The following is a 13,179-nucleotide window of genomic DNA, read 5'->3' as shown; positions in this document are numbered from 1 at the left end:
GTGAGATTGAAGGTTGAGTTCACGACCGAGCCGTTCGACCTCGACGAGGCGCCGCCGCATGCCGTGGCCGCCCGCGAGGTCCTGCAGTCCGCCCAGCTGGACGCCGTCGACGTGGGGCCGTTCGGCAACACCGCCGAGGGCCGGGCGGAACAGGTGCTGAGTGCCGTGGACGAGTTGCTGCGCAAGTCCCTGGCCGCCGGCGCCACCCGGGTGTCGTTGCAGGTCAACGTGGTAGGGGAGGGCGAGGCGTGATCGATTCCGCCGACCACCCGTCCATCGCCGCCGATCACCCGTTCGTGGCCGCGGTCAAGCCGCTCGTCGACGCCATGGGCGGCGAGATGGTCGCGCCGGACCGCGCCGAGGGCGACGATGTCGTGCTCTCCTGGGAGGGCCGGGAGCTGGTGGCCGTCCGGCTGCCGCATCTGTCCGACTCGCTGGACCACATCCTCGCCGAGCTCCAGCGCCGCCACGGGATGCCGCTGGCGGAGCTGGACCGCAAGACCAAGCAGTCGGTGGTGCGGATCCTGGAGCAGCGGGGCGCCTTCTCGGTGCGGCACGGCGTCGAGACCGTGGCCGCCGCGCTCGGCGTCAGCCGCTTCACGGTCTACAACTATTTGAACCGGGAGAGCGCGGCGAAGGCCGGGGAGTGACGCCAAGCCCGGCGGGTAGCGGCGAGGCCGGCGGGTAACTTCGCGGCAACGTCTGTTACCAGAAGTTTTCAACAAAGTGTTGACGGGTTGTACCGGCGGCTCCTAGCTTGCCAATGTGACTTCCAGCGCGACGCCGGGCCTCGCCCGGCTCAACTCAAGCGACGAGCCGCACGCGGCCTACCTGCTGCGCGAGGTGTGCGCCAGCCGGTCGTGGGCCGCGGCGGTGGCGGGCGGTCGCCCGTATGCCGACGCGGAGGCCCTCTGCGCCGCGAGTGACGCCGCCATGGCGGCCCTCGCCCCCGCCGACCTCGCCGAGGCGATGGCGGGCCACCCGCCCATCGGGCGCCCCAAGCCGGGCGACCCGACTTCGGCGCGGGAGCAGAGCGGCGTGCAGGAGTCCGTGCGCGAGGAACTGCTCGAACTCAACCTCGCGTACCAGGACCGGCACGGCCACGTCTTCCTGATCTGCGCCACCGGCCGCACCGGCGACGAGATGCTCGCCGCCCTCAAGGAGCGGATCGGCAACGACGCGGACACCGAGCGCGAGATCGTCCGCACCGAACTGGGGAAGATCAACCGCATCCGGCTGACCCGGCTCGTGGAAGAAGAGAGCACATGAGCACCGAAACCACCGCTTCCGTGTCCACCCACATCCTGGACACCAGCGTCGGCCGCCCCGCCGAGGGCGTGATCGTCCACCTGTCGGTCCGTGCCGGCACCGAGGCGCCCTGGCAGGGCCACGGCACCGGTAAGACGGACTCCGACGGGCGCTGCAAGGACCTGCCGGCGCCGCCGGAGGGCACGACCCACGTACGGCTCGACTTCGAGGTCGAGCACTACTTCCTTTCACAACAACACAGCACAGCCAAGCAAGCCGATGCGCAGCAGGACGCCCCCGCGAATCGGGACAGCGGCGCGTTCTTCCCCGAGGTGGCGATCACCTTCGCCGTCGTACCGGGCGAGCACTACCACGTACCGCTGCTGCTCAACCCGTTCGGCTACTCCGTTTACCGAGGGAGCTAGCAGACATGCCCACGATTCTGGGACAGAACCAGTACGGCAAGGCTGAGAACCGCGTCGTCAAGATCACGCGGGACGGCGGCACCCACCACATCAAGGACCTCAACGTCTCCGTCGCCCTCTCCGGCGACATGGACGAGGTCCACCTCTCCGGCTCCAACGCCAACGTCCTGCCGACCGACACCACCAAGAACACGGTGTACGCGTTCGCCAAGGAGCACGGCATCGAGTCGGCCGAGCAGTTCGGCATCCACCTGGCCCGGCACTTCGTGACCAGCCAGGAGCCGATCCACCGGGCCAGGATCCGGATCGAGGAGTACGCCTGGGAGCGCATCGATACCTCCGACGGCAACTCCCGCTTCATCGGCGCCGACGAGGTCAAGCACTCCTTCGTCCGCAAGGGCCAGGAGACCCGCACCACCCAGATCACCTTCGACGGTGAGACGTGGCAGGTCATCTCCGGTCTGAAGGACCTGACGGTGATGAACTCCACCAACTCGGAGTTCTGGGGGTACATCAAGGACAAGTACACGACGCTCCAGGAGGCGTACGACCGCATCCTCGCCACCCAGGTGTCGTCCCAGTGGCGCTACAGCTGGTCCAGCGACGAGGAGCGCATGCCGAACTGGGAAAAGTCCTACGCCCAGGCCAAGAAGCACATGCTCCAGGCCTTCGCGGAGAGCTACTCCCTCTCGCTCCAGCAGACCCTGTACCAAATGGGCGCACGGGTCATCAACAGCCGCAGCGAGATCGACGAGATCCGCTTCTCGCTGCCGAACAAGCACCACTTCCTGGTGGACCTGGAGCCCTTCGGCCTGAAGAACGACAATGAGGTCTACTTCGCCGCCGACCGCCCGTACGGCCTGATCGAGGCCACCATCCTGCGGGACGGCGTCGAGCCGCAGATCCCGGTCGACCTGACCAACCTGTAGGGCAGCCGTCCCGCAGGGCTGTCCCCCGACGCGCGCGCCGGCGTCGATCCCAGGGGAGAGCGGGGGCATCTGCGCACACTGAGCAGTACCGCGGGCCCGGTCGTCACCCCGCTCGAACCCCGGGCCCGTGCATTCCACAGGGAAGAACGAGGGAACCTGCCATGGCAGTTTCGCGCATCGTCATCGAGAACTGCGCCATCGCGACCGTGGACGCGCACGACACCGAGTACGCCTCCGGCCATGTCGTGATCGCCGACAACCGCATCGAATCAGTGGGGGCGGGCGCGGCCCCCGCCCATCTCGACGGCGTGGTCCGCCGGATCGACGGCACCGGTCACCTGGCCACCCCCGGCCTGGTCAACACCCACCACCACTTCTACCAGTGGATCACCCGGGGCCTCGCCCAGGACTGCAACCTCTTCAACTGGCTCGTCACGCTCTACCCGACGTGGGCCCGCATCGACGAGCAGATGGTGCACGCGGCCGCCCAGGGCTCGCTGGCCATGATGGCCCGGGGCGGAGTCACCACCGCCATGGACCACCACTACGTCTTCCCGCGCGGGGCCGGCGACCTGTCCGGCACCATCGTCCGGGCCGCCGCCGACATGGGGGTCCGGTTCACCCTGGCCCGCGGCTCCATGGACCGCGGCGAGTCCGACGGCGGACTGCCGCCGGACTTCGCCGTCGAGACCCTCGACGGAGCGCTGGCCGCCACCGAGGAGACCATCGACCGCCACCACGACGCCTCGTTCGACGCCATGACGCAGATCGCGGTGGCACCGTGCTCGCCGTTCTCCGTCTCCACCGAACTGATGCGCCAGGGCGCCGAACTGGCCCGCCGCAAGGGCGTACGCCTCCACACCCACGGTTCGGAGACCGTGGAGGAGGAGAAGTTCTGCCACGAGCTGTTCGGCATGGGCCCCACGGACTACTTCGAGTCCACCGGCTGGCTCGGCGAGGACGTGTGGATGGCGCACTGCGTCCACATGACCGACTCCGACATCGCGTCCTTCGCCCGCACGAAGACCGGCGTCGCCCACTGCCCCTCCTCCAACGCCAGGCTGGCGGCCGGCATCGCCCGCGTCCCCGACATGCTCGCCGCGGGCGTACCGGTCGGCCTGGGCGTGGACGGCACCGCCTCCAACGAGTCCGGCGAGCTCCACACCGAGCTACGCAACGCGCTGCTCATCAACCGCCTCGGCGGCCACCGCGAGCGCGCCCTCAACGCCCGCCAGGCGCTGCGCCTGGGCACCCACGGCGGCGCCCAGGTGCTCGGCCGCGCCGACCAGATCGGCTCGCTGGAGGCCGGCAAGCTCGCCGACCTGGTGCTGTGGAAGCTGGACGGCATCGGCCACGCGTCGATCGCCGACCCGGTCGCGGCACTGGTCTTCGGCGCCGCCGCCCCGGTGACGCTCTCCCTCGTCAACGGCAGGCCCGTCGTCGAGGCGGGCCGCCTCACCACCGTCGACGAGGACGCCATCGCCCGCAGCACGCGGGACGAGGCCCGGCGCCTCGCCCGCATCGTCGCCGCCGCGGGCTGACCCCCGCGCCACGGCGCGACCGCACCACAACACCACAGGAACTCGGCCGGGAGGGACGGCTCCCGGCCGGGCTCGTGGACCCCTTCGTCCACGAGCGCCGCGCCCGGGGGCGGGGGCCCGTAACCCACGTCCCCGGGCACGGTCGAAGGTCTTCCGGAGGGAGCCCCACCGGGCTCCCTTCTTCCGTACGCGCACCCGTACGCGCACCCGCGACCCGTACCCGTGCGCTTCCCCGTACGCGCACCCGCACGCGTCTGGCACCACCAGCACACCCCCCACAGCACCTCCCTGAAACCCGCGTCCGCCGCGACGTGTTACCCGACAGGAGGATCGGCGTGCATCCGGTCGATCAGACTCTTCCCCCCTTCAAGATGTTCACCAGCGGGCTGCAGCATGTGGCCGCGATGTACGCGGGCGTGGTGGCCCCGCCGATGATCATCGGCCCGGCCGTCGGGCTCTCGGCCACCGAGACCACCTTCCTCATGGGCGCCAGCCTGTTCACGGCGGGCATCGCCACGCTGCTCCAGACCCTCGGCTTCTGGCGGGTCGGCGCGCGGCTGCCCTTCGTCAACGGCGTCTCCTTCGCGGGCGTGACCCCGATGATCGCCATCGGCAACGGCGCCGGGCCGCACGACGCCATGCCGGTCATCTTCGGCGCCACGATGGTCGCCGGAGTCCTCGGCTTCCTCCTCGCGCCCTACTTCTGCCGACTGGTGCGCTTCTTCCCGCCCCTGGTCACCGGCACCGTCATCACCCTCATCGGCATCTCCCTGCTGCCCGTGGCGTTCAACTGGGCGCAGGGCGGCAACCCGCACGCCGACGACTACGGAGACCCCGAGCTCCTCGGCCTGGCCGCCGCCACCCTGGTCCTCGTCCTCGTGCTGCGCCGGGTGCTGCGCGGCTTCCTCCAGCAGATCGCGATCCTGCTCGGCCTCGTCGGCGGCACGCTGATCGCCATACCCTTCGGGGTCACCCACACCGACGCGATCCGCGACGCCGACATCGTCGGCTTCCCGACGCCCTTCCACTTCGGCGCCCCGCAGTTCGACATCGCGGCGATCATCTCGATGTGCGTGGTGATGCTGGTCTGCATGACCGAGTCGACCGCGGACATGCTGGCGCTGGGTCAGATCGTCGACCGGCCGGCGGACGAGCGCACGCTGGAGGGCGGGTTGCGCGCCGACACCCTGGGCACCGCCGTGAGCCCGCTGTTCAACGGGTTCGCCACCAGCGCCTTCGCCCAGAACATCGGCCTGGTCGCGATGACCAAGGTCCGCAGCCGCTTCGTCGTCGCGACCGGCGGCGCGATCCTCGTCGTGCTCGGCCTGTGCCCGGTCGCCGCCTCGGTGATCTCACTCGTACCGCTGCCGGTGCTCGGCGGCGCGGGCATCGTGCTCTTCGGCTCGGTGGCCGCCAGCGGGGTCCAGACCCTGGCCGGGGCCGCCCTGGAGAAGGGCGACAACGCCCTGATCGTGGCCGCGGCACTGGGCATCGGGCTGATCCCCATCGCCGCCCCGGACTTCTACCACGCCTTCCCCGACGACCTGCTGGTCGTGCTGGACTCCGGCATCAGCACCGGCTGCCTCGTCGCCGTCGTACTGAACCTCGCCTTCAACCACGTGGGACGGCGAACGCCGGACGGGCCGCAGGAGTCGGCCCGCCCGGCAGTCGAGGAAGCGGTTCAGCCCAGCAGCTCGTAGGCCGGGAGGGTGAGGAAGTCCGCGTAGTCCTCGTCCAGGGAGACCTTGAGCAGCAGGTCGTGGGCCTGCTGCCAGCGTCCCGCGGCAAACGCCTCCTTGCCGATCTCCTCGCGGATGGCGGCCAGTTCCCGTGCGGCCACCTCGCGGGCCAGCTCCGCGGTGGCGCGCACGGTCCGGCCGTCGTGCTCGAACTCGACGCCCGCGTTGATCCACTGCCAGATCTGCGACCGGGAGATCTCGGCGGTGGCGGCGTCCTCCATCAGGTTGAAGATGGCGACCGCGCCGAGCCCGCGCAGCCACGCCTCGATGTACCGGATGCCGACCTGGACGGCGTTGCGCAGCCCCTCGTACGTCGGCGCGGCGTGCAGCGAGGCGACGTCGATCAGCTCGGCGCCGGTGACGTGGACGTCCTCCCGCAGCCGGTCCTTCTGGTTCGGCTTGCTCCCCAGCACCGCGTCGAAGGAGGCCAGGGCGATCGGCACCAGGTCCGGGTGCGCCACCCAGGAGCCGTCGAAGCCGTCCGCGGCCTCCCGGTCCTTGTCGGCCCGGACCTTCTGATACGCCACCTTGTTGACCTCGGGATCCTTGCGGGAGGGGATGAAGGCCGCCATGCCGCCGATGGCGTGGGCCCCGCGCTTGTGGCAGGTGCGCACCAGGAGTTCGGTGTACGCGCGCATGAACGGGGCCGTCATCGTCACCGCGTTGCGGTCGGGGAGGACGAACTTGGGCCCGCCGTCGCGGAAGTTCTTCACGATCGAGAACAGGTAGTCCCAGCGGCCCGCGTTGAGCCCGGCGGCGTGGTCGCGCAGCTCGTAGAGGATCTCCTCCATCTCGTACGCGGCGGTGATGGTCTCGATCAGGACGGTGGCGCGGACGGTGCCCTGCGGGATGCCGACGTAGGTCTGGGCGAAGACGAAGATGTCGTTCCACAGCCGCGCCTCAAGGTACGACTCGGTCTTGGGCAGGTAGAAGTACGGGCCCTTGCCCAGGTCGATCAGGCGCTGGGCGTTGTGGAAGAAGTACAGCCCGAAGTCGACCAGGGCGCCGGGCAGGGCGCGGCCGTCGACCTGGAGGTGGCGCTCGTCCAGGTGCCAGCCGCGCGGCCGCATCACGACGGTCGCCAGTTCGTCGGCCGGCCGCAGCGCGTAGGTCTTCCCCTCGGGGCTGGTGAAGTCGATCCGCCGCTCGTACGCGTCCATCAGGTTGAGCTGGCCGAGGATGACGTTCTCCCAGGTGGGGGCGGAGGCGTCCTCGAAGTCGGCGAGCCAGACCCGCGCGCCCGAGTTGAGCGCGTTGATGGTCATCTTGCGGTCCGTCGGGCCGGTGATCTCCACCCGGCGGTCGTTCAGCGCGGGCGGGGCCGGAGCGACCCGCCAGGTCTCGTCCTCGCGGATGTGCGCGGTCTCCGGCAGGAAGTCCAGCGTGCTCGTACGGGCGATCTCGGCGCGGCGCTCCGCGCGGCGGGCGAGCAGCTCGTCGCGGCGCGGGGTGAAGCGGTGGTGGAGTTCGGCGAGGAAGGCGAGGGCCTCGCCGGTCAGCACCTCGCCCTGACGTGCCAGTGGGCTTGCGTCGACGACGGCCGGCCGGGACGGCGCTGGTGCGGACATGGGCTGTCACTCCTTTTGCGATGGCACGGGGTGCCGCTGCTCTTCAGGCGCGGTGGCCGACGCCATCTGACGGTTCAGCGATGCTCAGGGCGCTTCTGACCAGTGGAGAATAATTTCCTCATGGTGGAAGTTCAATGGTTTGTTGATGTCGAGATATCTTTTTCCGCCGGGACGGGCGGTGGGGTGGCTCAGAGTGCCACCTCGTTCACTCCAGGAGTGCGAGGTCCCCGGGTGTGTCGATGTCGTCGGGCGCGGCGATGTCCGCGCACTCGACGAGGGTCAGTTCCGCCCCGTGCGCGCGCAGGAAGTCGCGGGCGCCGCGGTCCCCGGTCGCGGCCGCCGCGACTCCCGCCCAGTGCTCGCGCGCGAACAGCACCGGATGGCCGCGCTCCCCGCCGTACGTGGCCGCCACCAGGGCCGCCCCGGCGCGGTGCGCGGCCACCAGCCGGGCCACCACCTCCGGCCCGATCCGCGGCTGGTCCACGAGCATCACCAGGGCCGCCGGCGCCCCGGTCCCGGCCAGCGCCGCAAGTCCGGTACGCAGTGAGGAGCCCATGCCCGACGCCCAGTCGGGGTTCTCCGCCAGCAGGCAGCCGGACAGCTCCGCCCGCTGCCGCACCTCGTCGGCGGCCGCGCCCAGCACGACCTGGACCGGCCCGCAGCCGCCCGCGCGCAGCGCCGCTACGGCGCGCTCCACCAGCGGCCGCCCCCGGTACGGCAGCAGCGCCTTGGGCCTGCCGCCCAGCCGCCGCCCGCCGCCGGCCGCCAGCAGCAGCCCGGCCACGGCGCCCGCGCCCGCCGCGTCGTGTGAGGCGGCGTCACCTTCGGTACGTGTCATGGCCCCTGCATACCGCATCCGTCCGCCCCGTGCCCGAACCAGTCTGTTCCGAGGGAAGCCGGAAGAAATCGGAGACCTGAATTTCGCCCTCCGTGTGGCGCGCTGTGCGGAGAGTGGCGTTAACTGATCCGGGCCTCGCGCGTCCGGTCATCCGCGGACGGGCGCGGCCGATGTGGGCGAGGAGTCTCGCGCGACGGCGCGCGAGGGGGAGAGGCGAGTGTTGTCCGACGATCGTGTGGGGCGCGGGCGGCTGCCCGGGGCTCCGGCCATGAAGGGCGCCGCAGTCGTGGACCAGATGCGGGTGGGCGGCACCGGCGAGGACCCGGGAACGGCGGAGCTGCTCCGGGCGGTGGCCCGGCTGCGCCGTGAACTCGCCGCGTACCGGGCCGACTTGCCGGACCGGGACATAGCCGAGGACGAGCTCGCGGCGCTGGACGCCATGGCGCGCGCGGGCGCGCCGCCCGAGCCGTCCCGGCTCTTCCGGTCGCTGCTGTTGGTGGCGGGCGCGCTCGGGTCGGTTAGCGCGCTGGCGCCCGCGCTGGGCGCGGTGCGGGCGGCGGTCGACCTGTTCGGCGACGTGCCGCGCTCGCGGGCGGGTACGGAGCGGGGCTGACCGGGGACAGGCGGCGCTGGCGCGGGCTCGTACTGAACAGGCTGCTGCCGTTGGGCCGGTACGGAATGGCGCTGACGCGGGCCCGTACCGAACAGGCTGCCGTGGGCCGGTGCGGAGCGGGCCGACGCCTGCCGGTACGGAACGGGTCGACGTCTGCCGGTACGGAGCGGGGCTGGCCGGGGCTGCGGCGGGCCGCCCGGTGCGGTCCGCGCTCCGGGGGCTCGACAGCCGCCGGTACGGAGCGGGGTCGGCCAGGGCCGCGGGCGGGGCCCGGGTGAGGCCGTCAGGCGCCCGCGCTCCGAGCGGTCATGCTTCCGCGCGCGCTCCGGGCCCGCGACGGCCGCCGCGTCCGCGGTCGCCGGGTGCGCGTCCGTGCCGCCGGGCGCGCGCGGCCGCCGATTACGCGTTCCCGTTCGTGTCGGTGAGCGCCACCGACAGCTGGGCCGCGACCGCCTTGAGGATCGGCACGATCTCCTCGGTGGCCTCCTCCGTCACCCGTCCGGCCGGGCCCGAGATCGAGATGGCCGCCGCCGTCGGCGAGTTGGGCACGGAGACCGCCAGGCAGCGCACGCCCATCTCCTGCTCGTTGTCGTCGACCGCGTAGCCCTCCTCGCGGACCTGCTCCAGCGCGGCGAGGAAGTCGTCCGGCGAGGTGATGGTCTTCTGCGTCGCGGCGGGCATGCCGGTGCGGGCGAGCAGGGCCCGTACCTCCTCGGGCGGGGTGTGCGCGAGCAGCGCCTTGCCCACTCCCGTCGAGTGCGGCAGCACCCGCCGCCCCACCTCGGTGAACATCCGCATCGAGTGGCGCGAGGGCACCTGCGCGACGTACACCACCTCGTCGCCGTCGAGCAGCGCCATGTTCGCGGTCTCGCCGGTCTCCTCCACCAGCTGCGCCAGATACGGGCGGGCCCAGGTGCCCAGCAGCCTTGACGCGCTCTCGCCGAGCCGGATCAGCCGGGGCCCCAGGGCGTAGCGCCGGTTCGGCTGCTGGCGTACGTACCCGCAGGCCACCAGCGTCCGCATCAGCCGGTGGATGGTGGGCAGGGGCAGACCGCTGCTGCCGGAGAGCTCGCTCAGCCCGACCTCGCCCCCGGCGTCGGCCATCCGCTCCAGCAGGTCGAAGGCGCGCTCAAGGGACTGGACGCCGCCAGAGCTGTTGCTGGCGGACTTGGGCTCGGCGGACGGCGGCACGTCGCGTTCCTTTCGGGACGGGTGGGGTCGATCGTCGCGCGGTGACGGGCGCCGCGGTGCCGACCGGCAACGGGCAGCCTACCCGCCCCCGGCGATCTCCACAGCGCCTTGGGCGTGCGGTTATCGCCGGTCACGGCCTGTTTGCGGCGGCGCCCGCCGACCGTGCACGGCACGATCGACCGCGCCAGTGGACGGAACCACATTCTACTTCGCGGAAATACTCTTCCGTTTTGTGGAATCCTCCGAGTCGCGGTCGGATCCGTGTCGCGACATCCTGGCGCCGGGCGGGTGGGTCTTGACTCCGCGCCGAAGCGGAAGGAAAACTCTCAACAGAACGTTGAATTCCGCGATGCGGAAACATAGCGGTAACTTTATGGGAGGGAGAGGTGTCCGACGTGGAGCTGGTGCTGCGTTCGACGCGCGTCACAACCCCGGAAGGCACGCGCGCCGCTGCCGTGGCCGTCGCCGACGGGAAGATCGCCGCTGTCCTGCCGTACGACGCCGAGGCCCCGGCCGGCGCCCGGATCGAGGACCTCGGCGACGACGTGCTCCTCCCCGGCCTCGTCGACACCCACGTCCACGTCAACGACCCCGGGCGCACCGAGTGGGAGGGCTTCGCCTCCGCCACCCGCGCGGCCGCGGCGGGCGGCATCACCACCCTGATCGACATGCCGCTGAACAGCATCCCGCCGACCACCACCCCCGACGGGCTGGCGGCCAAGCGGGCCGTCGCCCGGGCCAAGGCCCACATCGACGTCGGCTTCTGGGGCGGCGCCGTCCCCGGCAACGTCCCCGACCTGCGCCCGCTGCACGACGCCGGGGTCTTCGGCTTCAAGTGCTTCCTGCTCCACTCCGGCGTCGACGAGTTCCCGCCGCTGGGCCCGCCCGAGCTGGAGGCCGCGCTCGCCGAGATCGCGGGCTTCGGCGGGCTGCTCATCGTGCACGCCGAGGACCCGCAGCTCATCGGCGGCGCCCCGGAGCCCCGGGGCCCGCGCTACGCCGACTTCCTGGCCTCCCGCCCGCGTGCCGCCGAGGACCGGGCCATCGCCGGGCTCATCGACCTGGCCCGCAAACTGGACGCCCGCGTGCACGTGCTGCACCTGTCCTCCAGCGACGCCCTGCCGCTGATCGCCGAGGCCCGCCGCGAGGGCGTACGGATCACCGTCGAGACCTGCCCGCACTTCCTGACCCTGACCGCGGAGGAAGTGCCCGACGGCGCCACCGAGTTCAAGTGCTGCCCGCCCATCCGGGAGGCCGCCAACCAGGACGCCCTGTGGGACGGCCTGGCCGACGGCACGATCGACTGCGTCGTCTCCGACCACTCGCCGTGCACCGCGGACCTCAAGGTCGGCGACTTCGGGCAGGCGTGGGGCGGCATCGCCTCCCTCCAACTCGGCCTGCCCGCCGTATGGACCGAGGCCCGGCGGCGCGGCCGCAGCCTCGAAGGGGTGGTCCGCTGGATGGCCACCGCCCCGGCCGCCCTCGTCGGCCTGGGCACCAAGGGCGCGATCGAGGCCGGGCGGGACGCCGACTTCGCCGTGCTCGCCCCCGACGAGACCTTCACCGTGGACGCCGCCGCGCTCCTGCACCGCAACCCCGTCACCGCGTACGCCGGGAAGACCCTGTACGGCGTCGTACGGTCCACCTGGCTGCGCGGCCGGAAGATCGCCGACCACGGCGTCACCACCGAACCCACCGGCCGACTCCTCGAAAGGCCCTAAGGCATGACCGCCGCGATACCTTCCTTCACCGGAGACGCCAACCCGTACGGCGGGGGCGACCCGTATGCCGACTACCGCACCGCCGACTTCCCGTTCGCCCACCTCGTGGACCTCGCGGACCGCCGACTCGGTGCGGGCGTCATCGCCGCCAACGACGAGTTCTTCGCTCAGCGGGAGAACCTCCTGCTGCCCGAGCCCGCCCACTTCGACCCGGAGTCGTTCGGGCACAAGGGCAAGATCATGGACGGCTGGGAGACCCGGCGGCGGCGCGGCGCCGACGCGGACCACCCGCACCCCACCGACGAGGACCACGACTGGGCGCTGGTCCGCCTCGGCGCGCCCGGCGTCATCCGCGGCGTCGTGGTGGACACCGCCCACTTCCGCGGCAACTACCCGCAGGCGGTCAGCGTCGAGGCCGCCTCCGTCCCCGGCTCCCCGTCCCCGGAGGAGCTGCTGGCGCCGGACGTGAAGTGGACGACCCTCGTGCCGCGCACCGCGGTCGGCGGCCACGCGGCCAACGGCTTCGCCGTCGAGGCCGAACAGCGCTTCACCCACCTGCGGCTCAACCAGCACCCCGACGGCGGCGTCGCGCGGCTGCGGGTGTACGGGGAGGTCGTACCGGACCCGGCGTGGCTCGCCGCGCTCGGCACCTTCGACGTGGCCGCCCTGGAGAACGGCGGCCAGGTCGAGGACGCCTCCAACCTCTTCTACTCGCCGGCCACCAACACCATCCAGCCGGGCCGCTCCCGGAAGATGGACGACGGCTGGGAGACCCGGCGCCGCCGCGACAAGGGCAACGACTGGATCCGCTACCGGCTGGCCGCGCAGTCCGAGATCCACGCCGTCGAGATCGACACCGCCTACCTCAAGGGCAACGCGGCGGGCTGGGCGGCGCTGTCGGTCCGCGACGGCGACGACGGCGAATGGGTAGAGGTCCTGCCTCGCACCCGGCTCCAGCCGGACACCAACCACCGCTTCGTCCTCGCGACGCCCGCGATCGGCACGCACGTCCGTATCGACATCTTCCCGGACGGCGGAATCTCCAGGCTGCGGCTGCACGGCGCCCTGACCTCCGACGGCGCGGCACGACTCGCCGCCCGGCACCGGGAACTCGGCGGCTGACGGCCCGTGAGCCGTGGCCTCGTCCAGCGGTCTGACGACGCGTAGAGGCCCGGATCCGGGCCGGCTGACGGCCTATGAGCTTCACAGCTTCAGACGGCTGACGGCCTCTGAGTCCCACGGCTTCAGACGGCTGACGGCCTCCAAGGCCCCGGCCCTCCAGAACGGCTGACGGAAGGGCCGCCGACCGCACCCACGCCAGGTCGGCGGCCCGCCTTCGCGGTGGCGCCCGTCAGTCCGGCCGCGG

General features: G+C 71.9%; 13 protein-coding genes. 10 read left to right on the top strand and 3 right to left on the bottom strand.

Annotation, left to right across the window (positions count from 1 at the left end):
* The 7 genes from ACQUSR_RS06490 (at position 1) to ACQUSR_RS06460 (ending at position 5,843) form a co-directional block, all read left to right on the top strand.
* On the top strand, positions 1-252 hold the full coding sequence (locus ACQUSR_RS06490; protein WP_304464519.1) for a hypothetical protein: 252 nt from the start codon (positions 1-3) through the stop codon (positions 250-252).
* The gene (locus ACQUSR_RS06485; protein WP_431041583.1) at positions 249-650 is read left to right on the top strand and encodes a helix-turn-helix domain-containing protein; all 402 of its coding nucleotides are present in this window, start codon (positions 249-251) and stop codon (positions 648-650) included. Before ACQUSR_RS06490 ends, ACQUSR_RS06485 begins: the two co-directional genes overlap by 4 nt.
* A gap of 115 nt (positions 651-765) precedes the next feature.
* Complete coding sequence (gene uraD, locus ACQUSR_RS06480; protein ID WP_431041582.1) at positions 766-1,269, top strand: 2-oxo-4-hydroxy-4-carboxy-5-ureidoimidazoline decarboxylase; 504 nt, start codon at positions 766-768, stop codon at positions 1,267-1,269.
* A complete protein-coding gene (gene uraH / locus ACQUSR_RS06475) occupies positions 1,266-1,673 on the top strand; it encodes a hydroxyisourate hydrolase (protein ID WP_431041581.1) in 408 nt (135 codons plus the stop codon). Before uraD ends, uraH begins: the two co-directional genes overlap by 4 nt.
* Before the next feature lie 5 nt (positions 1,674-1,678).
* Positions 1,679-2,602 carry a factor-independent urate hydroxylase gene (gene pucL, locus ACQUSR_RS06470; protein WP_431041580.1) on the top strand — a complete coding sequence of 308 codons (924 nt, stop codon included), beginning with the start codon at positions 1,679-1,681 and terminating at the stop codon, positions 2,600-2,602.
* 161 nt (positions 2,603-2,763) lie between these two features.
* On the top strand, positions 2,764-4,143 hold the full coding sequence (locus ACQUSR_RS06465; protein ID WP_431041579.1) for an 8-oxoguanine deaminase: 1,380 nt from the start codon (positions 2,764-2,766) through the stop codon (positions 4,141-4,143).
* Between the two features lie 311 nt (positions 4,144-4,454).
* A complete protein-coding gene (locus ACQUSR_RS06460) occupies positions 4,455-5,843 on the top strand; it encodes a nucleobase:cation symporter-2 family protein (RefSeq protein ID WP_431041578.1) in 1,389 nt (462 codons plus the stop codon).
* Here ACQUSR_RS06460 and aceB read toward each other — a convergent pair.
* Together aceB and ACQUSR_RS06450 are read right to left on the bottom strand one after the other, a co-directional pair.
* On the bottom strand, positions 5,825-7,450 hold the full coding sequence (gene aceB / locus ACQUSR_RS06455) for a malate synthase A (protein WP_431041577.1): 1,626 nt from the start codon (positions 7,448-7,450) through the stop codon (positions 5,825-5,827). The two genes, ACQUSR_RS06460 and aceB, sit on opposite strands and share 19 nt — an antisense overlap.
* A gap of 205 nt (positions 7,451-7,655) precedes the next feature.
* Complete coding sequence (locus ACQUSR_RS06450; protein WP_431041576.1) at positions 7,656-8,288, bottom strand: nucleotidyltransferase family protein; 633 nt, start codon at positions 8,286-8,288, stop codon at positions 7,656-7,658.
* A gap of 286 nt (positions 8,289-8,574) precedes the next feature.
* Here ACQUSR_RS06450 and ACQUSR_RS06445 point away from each other — a divergent pair, with 286 nt between their 5' ends.
* Entirely contained in the window at positions 8,575-8,901 is a 327-nt protein-coding gene (locus tag ACQUSR_RS06445; protein ID WP_431047416.1) for a DUF5955 family protein, read from the top strand.
* Positions 8,902-9,300: 399 nt separating this feature from the next.
* Here ACQUSR_RS06445 and ACQUSR_RS06440 read toward each other — a convergent pair whose 3' ends face one another.
* Positions 9,301-10,092 carry an IclR family transcriptional regulator gene (locus tag ACQUSR_RS06440; RefSeq protein WP_431041575.1) on the bottom strand — a complete coding sequence of 264 codons (792 nt, stop codon included), beginning with the start codon at positions 10,090-10,092 and terminating at the stop codon, positions 9,301-9,303.
* Positions 10,093-10,478: 386 nt separating this feature from the next.
* Between ACQUSR_RS06440 and allB the strand changes: the two genes are divergently transcribed.
* On the top strand, positions 10,479-11,813 hold the full coding sequence (gene allB, locus ACQUSR_RS06435; protein WP_431041574.1) for an allantoinase AllB: 1,335 nt from the start codon (positions 10,479-10,481) through the stop codon (positions 11,811-11,813).
* 3 nt (positions 11,814-11,816) lie between these two features.
* Positions 11,817-12,935: an allantoicase gene (alc, locus tag ACQUSR_RS06430; RefSeq protein WP_431041573.1), complete on the top strand. Its 1,119-nt coding sequence runs from the start codon at positions 11,817-11,819 to the stop codon at positions 12,933-12,935.
* Positions 12,936-13,179 lie beyond the last annotated feature (244 nt).

This window comes from Streptomyces sp. P1-3 (genome assembly GCF_050613155.1).
Lineage (GTDB): Bacteria > Actinomycetota > Actinomycetes > Streptomycetales > Streptomycetaceae > Streptomyces.
Note: the sequence above shows the minus strand (reverse complement) of the source record. Positions and strands in the feature narration are given on the sequence as shown.

What these genes read in the sequence shown, in the direction of transcription:
- uraH (WP_431041581.1), top strand. Translation starts at nt 1,266, where the DNA reads ATGAGCACCGAAACCACCGCTTCCGTGTCCACCCACATCCTGGACACC.
- pucL (WP_431041580.1), top strand. Translation starts at nt 1,679, where the DNA reads ATGCCCACGATTCTGGGACAGAACCAGTACGGCAAGGCTGAGAACCGC.
- ACQUSR_RS06465 (WP_431041579.1), top strand. Translation starts at nt 2,764, where the DNA reads ATGGCAGTTTCGCGCATCGTCATCGAGAACTGCGCCATCGCGACCGTG.
- aceB (WP_431041577.1), bottom strand. Translation starts at nt 7,450, where the DNA reads ATGTCCGCACCAGCGCCGTCCCGGCCGGCCGTCGTCGACGCAAGCCCA.
- ACQUSR_RS06450 (WP_431041576.1), bottom strand. Translation starts at nt 8,288, where the DNA reads ATGACACGTACCGAAGGTGACGCCGCCTCACACGACGCGGCGGGCGCG.
- alc (WP_431041573.1), top strand. Translation starts at nt 11,817, where the DNA reads ATGACCGCCGCGATACCTTCCTTCACCGGAGACGCCAACCCGTACGGC.